This window comes from Kurthia sp. YJT4 (assembly GCF_030219945.1).
Classification (GTDB): domain Bacteria; phylum Bacillota; class Bacilli; order Bacillales_A; family Planococcaceae; genus Kurthia; species Kurthia gibsonii.
Window position 1 is genome coordinate 866,905 of the sequence record NZ_CP126689.1, and the last position, 16,527, is coordinate 883,431.

The following is a 16,527-nucleotide window of genomic DNA, read 5'->3' on the forward strand; positions in this document are numbered from 1 at the left end:
ACTGATGTAAAGATCAGTGCGTAGATGAGGGGAGTTATACCGAAGATGAACGAAGAACAACGATTACAAGGCCAACAAGTGAAGCCTTTTAAACCATTACAACCAGTGAAAGAAAAAGATTATAGTCAATTTTTCCAAAAGACACCTTCTTTAAAAGACGCGAAAAAGCGTGGTAAAGAAGAAATTGAATATCATGCAGATTTCAAAATTGATGAGCGTTTTGCGGAGATGGGTAGAGGACGTAAATTCTATATTCGCACATATGGCTGTCAAATGAATGAACATGATACAGAAGTAATGGCAGGTATTTTTGAGCAATTAGGCTACGAAGCGACAGATGAAGTGACAGAGGCGAATGTCATTTTAATGAATACATGTGCAATTCGTGAAAATGCTGAAAATAAAGTGTTTGGTGAACTAGGACACTTCAAGCCTTTAAAATTACAAAATCCAGATTTATTAATCGGTGTTTGTGGCTGTATGTCGCAAGAAGAAGCCGTTGTTAATAAAATTTTAAAAACATATGATCAAGTAGATATGGTATTTGGTACACATAATATTCACCGTCTACCAGAAATTTTAAATGAAGCGTACTTATCAAAAGAGACAGTCATTGATGTATGGTCTAAAGAAGGCGATGTCATCGAAAACTTACCGAAAGTGCGTAAAGGCCAAACAAAAGCTTGGGTTAATATTATGTATGGCTGTGATAAATTCTGCACATACTGTATCGTTCCTTACACACGCGGGAAAGAGCGTAGTCGCTTACCACAAGACATTATTCAAGAAGTACGTGAGTTAGCAGCAGCAGGTTATCAAGAGATTACATTACTTGGACAAAACGTGAATGCATACGGTAAAGACTTACCTGATTCATCTATTGGTTTAGGCGATTTAATGGATGAACTGCGTAAGATTGATATTCCGCGTATTCGTTTTACAACAAGTCACCCACGTGATTTCGATGATTATTTAATCGAAGTATTAGCGAAAAAAGGAAACTTAGTTGAACATATTCACCTACCTGTTCAATCAGGTTCAAGCGATATGTTAAAAATTATGGCACGTAAATATACGCGCGAAAGCTATTTAGAATTAGTGCGTAAAATTCGTACAGCAATTCCAGATGTCGCATTAACAACAGATATTATTGTTGGTTTCCCGAATGAAACAGAAGAACAATTTGAAGAAACATTATCTCTTTATAGAGAAGTAGGCTTTGAAATGGCATTCACATATATTTATTCACCACGTGAAGGTACACCGGCAGCGAAAATGATGGATAATGTACCAGCAGAAGTGAAGAAACAACGTCTACATCGCTTGAATGAAGTTGTTGCTGAATATTCAGCAAAAGCGTTGAAAAAGTTAGAAGGCGAAATTGTTGAAGTACTTGTCGAAGGTGAAAGTAAACGAAATGATCAAGTATTAGCAGGTTATACACGTAAAAACCGTTTAGTGAATTTTGTTGCACCGAAAGAAGTCATTGGACAATATGTACATGTACGTATTACAGAAGCAAAAACACACTCATTAGCAGGAGAATTCGTTGAGGTTGTGTCAAAAACCGCTGAGGTGAAATAATATGAGCCACACAAAAGAAGAAGTATTAGCAAAAGCACGTCAAATCGCACAGATGATGGAAGAAACAGAAGAAGTTGAATTTTTCAAACGTGCAGAAAAGCAAATTGATGCCAATGGTAAAGTAAGTGAAATTATTGCACAGATGAAAGCTTTACAGAAGCAAGCAGTCAACTTACAACATTTTGGTAAGAAGCAAGCTTTAGCAGAAGTAGAAGCAAAAATTGAAGCATTAGAAAGTACATTATATGCGATGCCAATTGTTGAAGAATTTCAAGTTGTGCAGCAAGAAGTGAATGAATTGTTGCAAATGGTTTCGCAAACAATCGTTCAACGAGTTGATGAAACAACAAAATAATTAAATTACCAAACAATACCATGTTTTAGAAAGCTCTTTTTTGGAAATTAAATGAAAAAGGAGATGTTTCTATTGTTAGCATATAAAAAACAAGGAACTGGTCCAGCAATTGTTTTTGTACATGGATTTTTAAGCGGCGGTCATAGTTTTGATTTTATTATTGAAGACTTAGCCGCAACACATACTGTATATGTTGTTGATTTACCAGGTATTGGCGAGAGTCAAATTGAAAAATCAGATTATCAAGTTGAAGATTATGCAAAAGAAGTAGCCGAAGTATTAGAGCAAGAAGGTGTAGAGGAAGCTATCTGGGTAGGGCATTCAATGGGTGGCTACGTTGCCTTAGCAGCTGTAGATGAAAAGATTGCACCTGTTTCACAACTTGTTCTATTATTCTCATCAGATTTAGCTGATGGAGAAGAAGCGCGTGAAAAGCGTGAAAAACAAAAAGGTGAGATTCGTGAAAAAGGAGTCGACGTCTTTGTTGATTCTATGATTGAAAATTTCTTCCCAGAAGGTTCTTCAGAAGAGTCAATTGATTACATGCGAAAAGTGGCGAAGTATGCGACACCTGAAGGGATGGTCTATCAATTAACAGCGATGCAGCAAAGACCTGAACGTACAACGGTTATTACTGAAGGGTCGATACCTGTTGCAATCATTGAAGGGATAAATGATTCAATTATGAAACCAATTGAAACGGATGGACCGAATGTACAAAAAGTGCGTATTCCAACAGGACATATGGGCATGGTTGAAAAGCCAGCGCTTGTCATTGATGCAATTCGTATGGTTTTGACAAAAGATGATTAGAATAAGATAGACACACCAAAATTCCGTATGATTTTTCGAAATCATACGGAATTTTCTATGTTTAAAAAGTATATGTTTTTTGCATTGGTGAACGGAAGCGTTTTGTATCTGGTGTGCGAAAAGCTACGTGTTTTGGCTTTCGGTTATGCATGCGTTTACGCCACATTTTAAATGAAGAAGCTTTCATCTCTTTACGCATGAGTTGGACGACATCTTTTTCCTTTAAACCGAATTGAATTTCAATCGCTTCAAAAGGTGTACGATCTTCCCATGCCATCTCAATAATACGGTCAATTTCATCTACTGTTAATGGTTGACTTGTCGTCATATTCATTCTCCTTTAGACGTGAAGTTATTTGAGCATATTGTATAATGAAGAAGAATGAAAGTACAGGGAGATGAATTTATGGATTATTCAGTTGTATGGTTTCGCCATGATTTGCGTGTGACAGATCACGAACCACTCGTACAAGCAGTTGCTTCAGGTCTTGAAGTGATGGGTGTCTATTGTTTTGATCCACGTGAATTTACAAAAACGAAATATGGATTTTTAAAAACTGGTGTACACCGTGCGCAGTTTTTACGAGAAAGTATCGCTGATTTACAAAATAGTTTAGCAAAACTTGGCTACCCACTACACATTGAAATAGGCGAGCCAGAAGTCGTGCTAAAAAAGTTAGCTAAAGTGCATACGATTAAAAAAATATTTTATTCTGTTGAAGTAGCAAGTGAAGAAATGGCAGTAGAAAATGCAGTGAAAAAACAATTACCTCACGTGACATTCCATGCGTATGATACGCATAATTTAATTCATCCAGCCGATTTGCCTTTTTCAATTTCACAGTTACCAGACGTATTTACGCAGTTCCGAAAAATAGTAGAGAAGCAGTGTGTTGTGCGTACGCCACTCGACTGTCCAAAAGGTTCTACTAAAGAAGTTGAGAAAATACCAATTCCAACATTACAGGAATTAGGGATTCACGAAACACCACCTGCACAACCAATTGAACATGGTGGCGAGCAAGCAGGGCTACAACGCATTCAATCTTATTTCTTTGATCAAGATGCATTATGTGTCTATAAAGAAACACGTAACGGCATGTTACGTCGCGATGATTCATCCAAACTTTCCTCTTACTTAGCATATGGTTGTTTATCACCACGAACGATTTATGCAGAAATTCAGCGCTATGAAAAATCCCGTATAAAGAATCGCTCAACATATTGGCTATTCTTTGAATTATTATGGCGCGATTATTTCTCTCTTGTTCATCGTAAATATGGCAATCGTTTATTTCAAGCAGGTGGAATTGATGATTTAGCCATTCCTTGGTCACAAGATGAAGGTTTATTTGAAAAATGGTTACAAGGTGAAACAGGTTATCCGTTAGTAGATGCCAATATGAAAGAACTACAACAAACAGGATATATGTCGAATCGAGGTCGTCAAAATGTCGCAAGCTTCTTAACGAAAAATTTAGGAATCGACTGGCGTATGGGAGCAGCTTGGTTTGAATCACAGCTCATTGATTATGATGTGTCAAGTAACTATGGTAATTGGTGTTATGTTGCGGGCGTGGGGAATGATGCACGCGAGTTCCGTGTATTCAATGTAGCAAAACAAGGAAAAGATTATGATCCAAAAGCGCAATACGCGAAACGATGGTTACCAATTTTGAAAGACGTTCCAGCGCATCGAGTTTACACAACAGAGCCTTTAACAGATGATGAGCAAAAGCAGTATGGTGTGATATTAGGCATCGATTATGCAGCACCAATCGTTGACTTATTTTCCTCTGCAAATGAACAAAAACAGAAGTACTTACGTGCAGTGAAAAAAGATTAGTTATACGTAAACTATAGATTTTACATCATCTATTATTATATGATGAACAAAAGTTCAGCTTATTATAAACCAATATTGGAGACATAAAAAAAGTCCTGCCACATCAATGCATGCGGAAGGACTTTTTCTCATATTATTTACTTTTCTTAATCACATCATACGCTTCAAGCGCACGCTTTCGTCCTGCTTTATGATCAACAATCGGGAATGGATAATTACGTCCAAGTTCCACGCCAGCTTCTTCTAGTACACGCTCAGGTGCTTCGAATGGTGCGTGAATATATTTGTCTGGTACATTTTCTAGTTCGGGTAACCATTTACGAATATAATTGCCTTTTCCATCAAATTTTTCTGATTGTAAAATCGGATTAAAGACGCGGAAGTAAGGAGCAGCATCTGCGCCACAACCAGCAACCCACTGCCATCCCATGCCATTATTCGCTATATTAAAGTCTACAAGCGTCTCTTTAAACCATTCATATCCTTTTTGCCATTCAATCAATAGATGTTTGACTAAGAAAGATGCACTAACCATTCGCACACGATTGTGCATAAAGCCTGTCGCATATAATTCACGCATGCCCGCATCAATTAATGGATAGCCTGTTTGTCCTTTTTGCCATTCCACAAATGCTTGGTCATTATTTAACCAAGGGAATGCTTCGAATTCTTTTCTTAGCGGGACAGCATCTAAATCAGGGTTGTAATGCAGTTGATAATACGAGAATTCACGCCATACGAGTTGGCGTAAGAAACTATCAATTTCATCGCTTTTTGCTGTATATTGTTCAGATTGCATCATACTACGACCTGAAGCCCATAAAGCACGTGCGCTAATACTACCGCAAGCAAGATGTGGTGAGAGTAAAGATGTACTCATTTTTGCAGGGAAATCACGGTCTTCTGCATAGTTTGCAATCGGTTCTTCTCTAAAATGAAGCCATTGGTCAATCGCAGCACGCTCACCAATTTTCCAATGCGCAAGTACATCATCATACCAATTAACAGAGTCGAGTAGACCGAGGTCATCTACAGAGAGTGAAGGCGCTGATTCACCTTGCTCAATTGTTTCAGGCTCTGGTAGAGAAGAAGGAATATGTTCACCGCGATATCGTTTCCAAAATGGTGTAAACACTTGATAATGTTCTTTTTTGCCGTTCACGATTTCTTCAGGTTGTAATAAGAGCGTGCCTTCAAATTCATGCACGTGTACGCCTTTTTGTTCAAGTGCTTGACGTAATTTTTGCAGTACCTCGATCCGTTCTTTTTCATATGAACGATGCCAATGAACTGCATCGCATTTCAGTTCATCTATTAACTTTAGCACCTCATCAACGAAGTCACCTTGTCGTAAAATAAGCGTTTGATTTTTTTTCTTTAAGGATTGTTGTAAATCAAGTAGTGCATGGTGTCGCCACACATCTGAAGCTGTTGGACGACTTTTTAGTGGTTGAGCAATATAAGCAGTCGCTACACGACCGTTTTCTGCGGCATGAAAAAGCGCAGGATGGTCATGTAGACGAAGGTCTTGTTGAAAAAGCACCAATGTAAACATCTCAGATCATCTCCTACATAAATTCAATCTAACTTATCGTATAATGCACTATAAGACTTGTCAAAAATAGTGAATTTAACCTTTTCTCTCACGTAAAAAAAATACGACGATACTAAAAGCAAGTAGTGAAACACCTGTAAATAAAAATCCTGGTTGATTAATTAAGTCGAGTGAACCAAGTACAAAAGAGCCAGCAACGGTTCCGATGGAGAAGAACGCATAAAAATAGCCGTAAGCTTTTCCGCGAATCTCTTTTTCAGTTGCTTCCGCAAGTAATTTATTAATAGCTGGGAATGTGAATGAGAACCCAATTCCATAAAGCGATAGTACACCGTATAGTGGAATCGTCGTCGTCGCTTCACCTAATAAGATTTGACTGACACCAAGTAAGACAATCCCGATGAAAAGAGATGTAGAAGCTGATAAATAATCGAAAATCCGATTGAGTGGTGTAATGAAAATGATGACAGCAACGATCCCGAACATACTTAATAAAGTTCCCGACATGCGCGAAGTATAACCTAACTCTTGTACATAAATAGGTAATAAATAAGCAAGGCTACCTTGTGAAAACATTAAAAAGAATGCACCGACATAAGACTGAACGAGCTTTTTAGACCAAACAAGTGGGACACGTTCTTTCATTACATTTTGACTGCGCTGCTGTTTTGTTCGTTGTAAAAATAACAGTGCAATTAATAGAAGTGCTCCAATTCCACCAACGATACTTAAGACGTTTGGAACAGACATTTTCGTCGCTAAAATACCACCTGTTGCAGGTCCGATAATCGCTGCAAGTCCGACGAATGCACCTGTAAATGCACTACCACTACCTTGTGTACCTTCTCTGCGTAAATTCGCGAGTAACGCAAAGGCAGCGGGAGTAATAAAGCCACTACTAAAGCCATGAAGTGAGCGAACGATTAATAACATGGTTGGATCTTCAATGAATTGATAACTAAAAAGAGATGCGACAGATAACAGCAGTCCGAGCATGAGCATTTTATATGCGCCAATTTTATCTGTAAAAATACCTGAAAAAATATTACCGAATGTATTCGTAAATGAGTACAGACCAACAACAATCCCGACAACGAATGTCGAAGCGCCGAGTGAAAGTGCATATGTACTCATAACAGGTAGTTGTACAAATAAATCAAAGAATGAGAAGAAGATAATCCCATACACAATCCAAATTTTTTGGAATGGTTGCGTCGTTGTTGTGTGTTCCATCTTTTTTAATTGCCGGTCGAGCGCAAAGTTTCCAAGCGGGATAAAAGCAGCAAGGAATGATAAGAACGTCCAATGACCGCGCCATTGAATACGTATTTGAACATATAAAATCGCTAAACAGTAGAGAATGAAAATTCCACCGTGAAGCGCACCATTGATCGTAACAAATTGTGGATGGTCCCATATATATTTGAGCGGCATGGAGATGCAAAGTAAAACAAGTAAAGACAAACCGTCAAGAATGCCCATGATACGTAAAATTCTAATTGGATGAGCTTGCATAAAGAGACTCCTTTGTTCATAGTAATCTAATTCTAAGTGTAACATATTCAAAGCCTGAAACAATTCAATTGCTTAGAACGATTTATGAACATATTTTTGTTATAATAGAATGAAATGAAAAGCACGAATGTGAGGTTTTAATAATGGCATATACGCCCATGATTCAACAATATTTAGCTGTAAAAGCAGATTATAAAGATGCCTTTCTTTTTTATCGTTTAGGTGATTTTTACGAGATGTTTTTTGATGATGCAACACGTGCATCACAAATTTTAGAGATTACATTAACAAGCCGCGATGCAGGAATGAAAGAACGTATTCCAATGTGTGGTGTACCCCACCATTCGGCTAAGAATTATATTGATACATTAATTCAAAAAGGATATAAAGTAGCGATTTGTGAGCAAACAGAAGATCCAAAGCAGGCAAAAGGTGTTGTAAAGCGAGAAGTTGTACAAGTGGTTACACCAGGTACTGTAATGGAAGGGAAAAATGTTGACCAGAAGAGTAATGTGTACATTGCAGCCGTTGAGAAGTTAGCGCAGCAATATGGTTTTGTATATTTAGATTTATCGACAGGGGAAGCAGTTGCTACATATATTGATGGTGACGTGAAGGATGTATTCCAACAACTCCAATCACTCCAAATTCGTGAAGTTGTCGTTAGTCCTGAACTATATGATGAATGGTTGGAGTTAGCAGACCGTTATGCGATTGTTTTATCCATTGCTGAAAAACAAGTTGCTGATGCCAAAGAATATATAGAAAATATTCCAACGCATTTACATGCAGTAGCCAAGCGTTTACTCCATTATTTAGAGGAAACACAATTGCGCGCTCTATCACATATTCAGCCATTTACGTTTATTGAAGTGCAGTCGATTTTAAAAATTGATGCCAATTCAAAACGTAATTTAGAGTTGATTCAAACGTTGCGTGGTGAGCTAAAAGGCTCGTTATTATGGCTTTTAGATGAGACGGTCACAGCGATGGGTGGACGTAAACTCAAACAATGGATTCACCAACCATTAGCGAACCGTACTGCGATTGAGAAAAGACTGCAAACTGTTTCTCATTTAATGGACAGTTACTTTATTCGTCTAGAATTACAAACCTTATTAAAAGAAGTGTATGATTTAGAGCGTTTAGCAGGACGTATTGCGTTCGGTAGTGTGGGTGGGCGTGATTTAGCACAGCTACGTGCATCACTGCGCCAAATTCCGTTCATTCGTGAACAATTAGAAGAATCAGGGCATGAGCAACTGATTGCACTTAGTCGTCAAATGGATGATTGCCAAGACATCGAAGCCTTCTTAAGCCAAGCCATTACAGATCATCCGCCGATTTCGATTAAAGAAGGCGATGTCATTCGAGAAGGATATAACGCGCAATTAGACGATTATCGCTACGCTTCTCGTAATGGAAAAGATTGGATTGCCCAATTAGAACAAAAAGAACGTGAACGAACAGGTGTTAAAAATTTAAAAATTGGTTATAATCGCGTCTTTGGTTATTACATTGAAATGACAAAATCGAATGTCCATTTAGCTGATTTAACACGCTATGAACGTAAGCAAACATTAGCAAATGCTGAGCGATTTATTACAGAAGAATTAAAAGAAAAAGAGGCAATCATTTTAAATGCGGAAGAAAAAAGTTTAGAGTTAGAATATACATTATTCACTGAAATACGTGAAAAAATTAAACCATTTATTCCGCGTATTCAGCAACTCGCTTCTCAAATTAGTGAACTTGATGTATTCGCAAGCTTTGCGACGGTGGCAGAGAACTATCAGTTTGTACAACCAACATTCCATGATGAGCAAGCATTAAAAATTGTGAATGGTCGTCACCCAGTCGTTGAAAAAATGATGAATAAATCACTCTATGTACCGAACGACTGTATTTTAACAACGGATGAAAATATGTTATTAATTACAGGACCGAATATGTCTGGTAAATCAACTTTCATGCGTCAAGTGGCATTGATTACAATCATGGCGCAAATGGGCTGTTATGTGCCAGCAGATGAAGCGGTATTACCTGTAACCGACCAAATCTTTACACGTATTGGTGCAGCGGATGATTTAGCAGGCGGGCAAAGTACATTCATGGTAGAGATGATGGAATCACAACATGCGATCATGCATGCGACAGAGCGTAGTTTATTACTGTTTGATGAGATTGGTCGTGGCACATCCACATATGACGGGATGTCTTTAGCACAAGCGATGATGGAATATATTCATGATGAAATCGGAGCGAACACGTTATTTTCAACACATTATCACGAACTAACAACACTTGAACAAGCACTACCTCGTTTACGTAATGTCCATGTAGCTGCCACAGAGCAAGATGGTAAAGTTGTATTTTTACACAAAGTAAAAGAAGGACCTGCTGATCAATCATATGGTATTCACGTAGCTGAACTTGCTGAATTACCAGAAGCAATTATTTCACGTTCACGTGAGTTACTTGCAAATTTCGAGTCAAATACTCAAAGTGGCGAAGTGCAAGTGATTGAAAAAATTGTAGAGAAGATTGTCGAAGTGCCTGTAAAAGAGCAGGTCAAAGAAAGTTCAGATCAACTTTCATTCTTTGAAGCGCAGGAAGCTGTACCAGCATTAACACAAGAAGAACAAGAAGCGTTAAATAAGCTTCGTTCACTGAATGTATCTGGTACAACACCGATGGATGCACTGCAACTTGTGTATCAACTACAGCAAACATTATTAAAATAAAAAAAGGAGGTCTTTTGCATGGGGCAAATTCAAATAATGGATGATTTTTTATCAAATAAAATTGCAGCGGGTGAAGTAGTAGAGAGACCAACATCTGTTGTCAAAGAGCTTGTTGAAAATGCCATCGATGCAGGTAGTACCTCCATTGAAGTCATTTTAGAAGAAGCAGGTCTAACATCCATTCAAGTCATCGATAATGGGCATGGTATGGACGAGGAAGATGCGCTCATCTCATTCCAACGTCATGCGACAAGTAAGATTCATCATGAACACGACTTGTTTCGTATTCGTACATTAGGTTTTAGGGGAGAGGCACTCGCGTCCATTGCATCTGTTTCAAAAGTGCATCTCATGACTTCAAATGGTGAAACAGGTTTAGAAGTGTATTTAGAAGGTGGACATGTGAAAGAGAAAAAGCCAGGACTACTTCGTCGTGGAACGGACTTGCAAGTGAAGCAACTTTTTTATAATACACCCGCACGTTTAAAATATATGAAAACCATTCAAACAGAGTTGGGACATACAATTGATTTGATGAACCGTTTAGCGCTCTGCTATCCGAATATCGCATTTAAATTGCGTCATCACGATCATATGCTACTTCAAACAAATGGTCGTGGCGATTTACAACATGTTTTGGCGGCAATTTACGGTGTATCCAACGCGAAAAAAATGGTCGCATTTGAAGGTGAGTCACAGGACTATAAGATTTACGGTTTTACAACAATCCCGGAAATTACGCGCGCATCTAAAAATTATATGTCCATCTTTGTGAATGGGCGTTGGGTGAAGCATTATACAATTCAAAAAGCGATTTTAGAAGCATACCATACGTATTTACCCATTGGACGTGCGCCGATTACGGTTATTCATATTGAAGGGGACCCTCACTTAACAGATGTGAATGTGCATCCAGCAAAGCAACAAATTCGTCTTAGTAAAGAAGGCGAATTGATGCAGTTAATTGAAAAAACAATCCATGAAGCCATTCGTTCACATATGCATGTACCTGAAATTGCTAAGCCGAAAAAGAAGTTAGCTCCTTCAACAGAACAAGTGAATTTTTGGAAACAAATAGACTATGCGAATACAAAAATCGAACAGTTTGGTGAGTTGCCAAGAAAAGCACAGCAAGTCCAAGAGAAAGTTGAAGAGCCTTTTGTTGATTCAGTAAGTTTGGACGCCGCAGAAACGTGGGAAGATATAATAGATACACCTTTTGAAAACCTCGATGTAAAAGAGGTTGAAAAAGATGAATTGGTGGAAAAAGAAGTAGAGAAAGAACCTTTTCCAGAATTAGAAATGATTGGACAAATTCATGGGACGTATATTGTGGCACAAAGTGAAGATGGTTTTTACTTAATTGACCAACATGCAGCGCAGGAGCGTATTAAGTATGAATTCTTCAAGGAAAAAGTAGGTGAAGTTCATGCAAATGAGCGTCAAGCACTTTTACTACCACTGACTTTTCATTATTCAGCAGATGAGGCACTTACGCTTCGTTCTGCGAAAGATGAACTCGAACAAGTTGGCGTATTTTTAGAAGAATTTGGTCAACATTCATTTGTGGTAAGAGAATATCCCACATGGTTTCCAAAAGATTTAGAACAAGAGATTATTGAAGATTTAATTGAACAAGTATTAAATGAAGGCAAAGCAAATGTAAAAAAGTTAAGAGAAGATGCAGCAATTATGATGAGTTGTAAAAAATCCATTAAAGCGAATCATTATCTCAATCACGCACAAATGGTCCGATTAATTGCTGACCTAAAACAATGCCATCAACCATTCACTTGCCCCCATGGCCGCCCTGTAATTGTCCATTTTAGAACGTATGAAATCGAAAAGATGTTTAAACGTGTGATGTAATTAAAAGGAGGACGACAGAATGTTTTCAGCAGCTCGTAGACAAGATCAAATTGATCAATTGAACCGACAAAGTTTTGATGTAGTTATTATTGGTGGAGGAATCACAGGAGCAGGTATTGCACTGGATGCCATATCACGTGGTTTAAGTGTAGCAATTATTGATATGCAAGATTTTGCAGGAGGAACATCGAGTCGTTCAACGAAGTTAGTACATGGAGGACTTCGTTATTTAAAACAAGCACAAGTAGGGATTGTAGCAGAAGTGGGGCGTGAACGAAAAATCGTTTATGAAAATGGTGTGCATATTACAACACCACTTGGCATGCTACTCCCTTTCTATAAAGGTGGGCAATTTGGTCCTACAACAACTTCAATTGGACTGAAGGTTTATGATAGTTTAGCCGGTGTAAAAAAGTCAGAGCGTCGCGTTATGCTTAGTCCAGAAGAAACGCTTCAAAAAGAACCACTTTTAAAGAAAGATGGCTTACGCGGTGGCGGTTTATATGTAGAGTACCGTACAGATGATGCACGTCTAACAATTGAAGTATTAAAAAGAGCTGTTGAGCTAGGTGCAGTGGCTTTGAATTATGTAAAAGCTTTATCATTCATTTACGATGACAATAAAAAAGTAGCAGGTATTTATGCAATTGATCAAATAACAAAGCGTGAAATAACAATTCGTGGAAAAGCAGTTGTCAATGCAGCGGGCCCATGGGTGAATGAAGTAATGGAACGTGATCCATTAGCATCAAGTAAAAAAGCACTGTTACGTACAAAAGGTGTTCATATCGTAATTGATCAATCTATTTTCCCATTAAAACAATCTGTGTATTTTGATACGGAAGATGGACGTATGATTTTTGCCATTCCACGAGAAGGAAAAGCCTACGTAGGGACAACTGATACGATTTATCATGATGATCCAGTTGAGCCCGTCGCTACAAGTGAAGATGTAGCCTATATTTTAGATGCAGTTCACTATATATTCCCAGATGTTGATGTTTCATTCAAAGACGTAGAATCTACTTGGTCTGGGGTACGTCCGTTAATTTATGAAAAAGGTAAAGATCCTTCTGAAGTATCACGAAAAGATGAAGTATGGGAGTCTGAATCGGGTCTCTTAACAATGGCAGGCGGAAAGTTAACAGGTTACCGTCGAATGGCGGAAGAAGTAGTAGACCGTTTGGCGAAACGTAAAGAGTTTAGAGGTACAGGTCCTTGTGTTACGAAAGAGTTATCTTTATCAGGTGCAACTATGCTAACACCAGAAAATTTTGACGCATATGTCGCGTTTAAAGGCGATGAAGGTGTGCAGTATGGCTTGACGAAAAAAGTTGCAGAAGAACTTGTACACAAATATGGTACAAACATTGAAGACATCTACCGTATTTTACGTGTAACCAAAAATGACTACAAAGACCGCGGTCTACCTGTCGATTTATATTTAGAAGTGATTTATGGTATGCAGTTTGAAATGGCTTATACACCAGCCGATGTATTCATTCGTCGTACAGGTAAATTGTATTTCGATATTCAACAAGTGCGTAAGTATAAAGATGAAGTCATCTCTTTAATGAGTGATTACTTGGAATATACAGATCATGAAAAAGCACTTCATCAACAAGAGTTAGAACAACTTCTTGAAGATGCGACGCATTTTGCAAAGGAAGGTTCACATGGATAAAATACAAAAAGAAATTCGCGTACAACATGACCATATCATTGTAGCGAATGTCTACATGCCCGAAAAAGAAATACGCGGGCATGTACATATTTTTCATGGTATGGCGGAACATCAAGAACGTTATGAAAAGTTCGCCCGCTTTTTAAATGAACATGGATACGTCGTATCTACCCATGACCATCGTGGACATGGTCAGACAGCTAGTAAAAATAATGCGCCTTATGGTTTCTTTGCCGAAGAAGATGGTTTTGAAGTTGTCGTACAAGATGCTCATGATGTCATTCAAGCGATTCGACAAGAGCATGATTGGCCAATGCCAATTTTAATTGGTCATAGTATGGGGTCGTTTATTTTAAGACGTTATATCGAATTTTATAGTCATGAAGTGAAAAAAGTAATTTTGATTGGTACAGGTGCTTTTTCTTCATTACATCGTGTGGGGCTTTATACTGCTCGTTTATTAGCAAGTCAAAAAGGCAAAACGAAGCCCGCAAAATTACTTGAACAGATGTCGTTCGGTTCGTATAATGCCAAAGTAGAAAATAGTAAGACATCTTCGGATTGGCTCTCAACAGATTCAAGAGAAGTGCGAAAATATATTGAAGATGACTTATGTGGATTCACATGCACCAATCAATTTTATGTCGATTTATTAACGGGGCTTGCGACATTATCAAAAGAAGCCGAAGTGAATCGAATTAGTAAAGACTTACCAATTCTACTGATTAGCGGTAAAGAAGACCCTGTTGGTGATTATGGTAAAGGAGTATGGCGCGTTGCACGCCAATACTATCATGCTGGTTTTACACATGTGACTGTACACTTATTCGAACATAAGCGACATGAGATTTTAAATGAACAAAATAATACAATGGTTTATAAAACAATATTAAAATGGTTGGAGAAAAAAAGTCATGAACGAGCAACAGCAGTATGATGTATTGGCGATTGTGGGGCCTACAGCAGTAGGGAAAACAGCGCTTAGCATCGAACTTGCCAAACAATTAAATGGTGAGATTATTAACGGTGATTCCATGCAAGTCTATAAAGATTTAGATATTGGAACTGCTAAAATACGAGAAGATGAAAAAGAGGGGATCGTGCATCATCTCATTGATATTAAAGAGGCAACAGATGAATTTTCAGTTGCAGAATACCAGCAGTTAGTACGTGAAAAAATTGAAGAAATTCAACACCGAGGTAAGATGCCTATTATCGTTGGTGGAACAGGTTTATATGTGCAATCGGTCTTATATGATTTCCGTTTTACCGATGAGAAGATTGATGATACTGCTCGTAAAGCCTATTACGAGGAGCTTGAAAAAGTAGGTCCTGAGAAGATGCATGAAAAATTGATGGCTGTTGATCCTGAAACAGCGAAAACCATTCATCCGAATAATACGCGTCGTGTTATTCGTGCGCTTGAAATGGCGGAACATAGTGAGCAAAAGAAGTCAGATGAAGCGTCGAAACAAGGGAATAAACCACTATATCATCATTTTATTATTGGTTTAAATATGGACCGCGATACACTCTATGAACGCATTAATCTTCGTGTGGATATCATGCTAGAGCAAGGTCTAGAAGAAGAAGTACGAGGACTTTATGAGCGCGGTGTACGCGATTGTCAATCGATTAAAGCGATTGGCTATAAAGAACTCTATCAATATTTTGATGGGAGTGTGACGAAAGAAGAAGCGATAGAGAATTTAAAGCAAAATTCACGTCGCTACGCAAAACGTCAATTAACGTACTTCCGAAATAAGTTGGATGTGAACTGGTTTGATGCGAAAGAAGAAAAAAGTAGTTTAGTTAGTAATATTTTGAAAAAAACAGGGTATAAAGATTGGTAGTTAGAAAAGTTTAGCCAAATCTAAGGGGGATCTATATGAAATCGATGAATCTACAAGATTTATATTTAAATCAACTCCGCAAAAACTCTATTTTTTTAACCGTATTCTTATTGAACGGTTTCCAGTTAAAGGGAACGGTTAAATCATTCGATAACTTTACGGTATTACTAGAAGCAGATGGTAAGCAACATTTAATTTTCAAGCATGCTATCTCAACCTTCTCACCGTCAAAATCAATTGGCTTAGAAGGCCCAACAGAAGAATAAGAGAAAGAGGAATTGTGCAGTCGTACAATTCCTCTTTGTTTTTACTAGAATTTAAGTCAATCGACTATTCAATCGCTATAAAAAACTTTATACTGAAGAAAGGTAAAATCAAAGGAGGATTTTTTAAGACATGAAATCAATTACAACAGATGAAGTACTTGCATTACTAGATGCAAATGAAGATTTACATATTATTGACGTGCGCGAAGATGAAGAAGTGGCAAATGGCATCATTCCAGGTGCGGTTCATATTCCACTAGGTCAAATTCCAGAACGTTTTGAAGAGTTAGATCCAGAAACACCATACATTATTGTTTGCCATGCAGGTGGACGTAGCTTTAGCGCTTGCACATACCTAGAAGGAAAAGGCTATGATGTAACGAACCTTGAAGGCGGTATGAGTGTTTGGGATGGCGAATTAGAGTTCTAATTTAGTTGCATAT

Annotated in this window: 14 protein-coding genes; 11 read left to right on the forward strand and 3 right to left on the reverse strand. The window is 38.0% G+C overall.

The window, feature by feature from the left end; translation table 11 throughout:
• Positions 1 to 45 precede the first annotated feature (45 nt).
• The 3 genes from miaB (at position 46) to QN089_RS04140 (ending at position 2,752) form a co-directional block, all read left to right on the forward strand.
• Positions 46 to 1,584 (forward strand): tRNA (N6-isopentenyl adenosine(37)-C2)-methylthiotransferase MiaB, encoded by a 1,539-nt coding sequence (miaB, locus tag QN089_RS04130; protein WP_285216020.1) that lies wholly within the window; start codon positions 46 to 48, stop codon positions 1,582 to 1,584.
• Between the two features lies 1 nt (position 1,585).
• The gene (locus tag QN089_RS04135) at positions 1,586 to 1,939 is read left to right on the forward strand and encodes a YlbF/YmcA family competence regulator (RefSeq protein WP_068454649.1); all 354 of its coding nucleotides are present in this window, start codon (positions 1,586 to 1,588) and stop codon (positions 1,937 to 1,939) included.
• 72 nt (positions 1,940 to 2,011) lie between these two features.
• Positions 2,012 to 2,752: an alpha/beta fold hydrolase gene (locus QN089_RS04140; protein WP_285216021.1), complete on the forward strand. Its 741-nt coding sequence runs from the start codon at positions 2,012 to 2,014 to the stop codon at positions 2,750 to 2,752.
• 61 nt (positions 2,753 to 2,813) lie between these two features.
• On the opposite strand, the gene QN089_RS04145 is transcribed toward QN089_RS04140, so the two are convergent.
• On the reverse strand, positions 2,814 to 3,080 hold the full coding sequence (locus QN089_RS04145) for a TIGR03643 family protein (protein ID WP_068454643.1): 267 nt from the start codon (positions 3,078 to 3,080) through the stop codon (positions 2,814 to 2,816).
• A gap of 78 nt (positions 3,081 to 3,158) precedes the next feature.
• Between QN089_RS04145 and QN089_RS04150 the strand changes: the two genes are divergently transcribed.
• Positions 3,159 to 4,598: a DASH family cryptochrome gene (locus QN089_RS04150; protein ID WP_068454641.1), complete on the forward strand. Its 1,440-nt coding sequence runs from the start codon at positions 3,159 to 3,161 to the stop codon at positions 4,596 to 4,598.
• Positions 4,599 to 4,731: 133 nt separating this feature from the next.
• On the opposite strand, the gene QN089_RS04155 is transcribed toward QN089_RS04150, so the two are convergent.
• The gene (locus QN089_RS04155) at positions 4,732 to 6,153 is read right to left on the reverse strand and encodes a cryptochrome/photolyase family protein (RefSeq protein WP_285216022.1); all 1,422 of its coding nucleotides are present in this window, start codon (positions 6,151 to 6,153) and stop codon (positions 4,732 to 4,734) included.
• A 75-nt stretch (positions 6,154 to 6,228) separates the two neighbouring features.
• On the reverse strand, positions 6,229 to 7,668 hold the full coding sequence (locus QN089_RS04160) for an MFS transporter (RefSeq protein WP_285216023.1): 1,440 nt from the start codon (positions 7,666 to 7,668) through the stop codon (positions 6,229 to 6,231).
• A gap of 143 nt (positions 7,669 to 7,811) precedes the next feature.
• Here QN089_RS04160 and mutS point away from each other — a divergent pair, with 143 nt between their 5' ends.
• From mutS to QN089_RS04195, 7 genes are all read left to right on the forward strand, one after another.
• Entirely contained in the window at positions 7,812 to 10,412 is a 2,601-nt protein-coding gene (mutS, locus tag QN089_RS04165) for a DNA mismatch repair protein MutS (protein WP_481810423.1), read from the forward strand.
• Between the two features lie 18 nt (positions 10,413 to 10,430).
• Positions 10,431 to 12,281, forward strand: coding sequence for a DNA mismatch repair endonuclease MutL (mutL, locus tag QN089_RS04170; RefSeq protein ID WP_285216024.1), 1,851 nt, complete (start codon positions 10,431 to 10,433; stop codon positions 12,279 to 12,281).
• Between the two features lie 19 nt (positions 12,282 to 12,300).
• Positions 12,301 to 13,965, forward strand: coding sequence for a glycerol-3-phosphate dehydrogenase/oxidase (locus tag QN089_RS04175; protein WP_087680136.1), 1,665 nt, complete (start codon positions 12,301 to 12,303; stop codon positions 13,963 to 13,965).
• Positions 13,958 to 14,902 carry an alpha/beta fold hydrolase gene (locus QN089_RS04180; protein ID WP_285216025.1) on the forward strand — a complete coding sequence of 315 codons (945 nt, stop codon included), beginning with the start codon at positions 13,958 to 13,960 and terminating at the stop codon, positions 14,900 to 14,902. Before QN089_RS04175 ends, QN089_RS04180 begins: the two co-directional genes overlap by 8 nt.
• Positions 14,880 to 15,818, forward strand: a complete 939-nt coding sequence (miaA, locus tag QN089_RS04185; RefSeq protein WP_068454623.1) for a tRNA (adenosine(37)-N6)-dimethylallyltransferase MiaA — start codon at positions 14,880 to 14,882, stop codon at positions 15,816 to 15,818. The genes QN089_RS04180 and miaA overlap by 23 nt, the downstream gene beginning before the upstream one ends.
• A 35-nt stretch (positions 15,819 to 15,853) precedes the next feature.
• Entirely contained in the window at positions 15,854 to 16,084 is a 231-nt protein-coding gene (gene hfq, locus QN089_RS04190; protein WP_285216026.1) for an RNA chaperone Hfq, read from the forward strand.
• A 130-nt stretch (positions 16,085 to 16,214) separates the two neighbouring features.
• On the forward strand, positions 16,215 to 16,514 hold the full coding sequence (locus QN089_RS04195) for a rhodanese-like domain-containing protein (protein WP_068454617.1): 300 nt from the start codon (positions 16,215 to 16,217) through the stop codon (positions 16,512 to 16,514).
• The last annotated feature ends 13 nt before the right edge of the window (positions 16,515 to 16,527 follow it).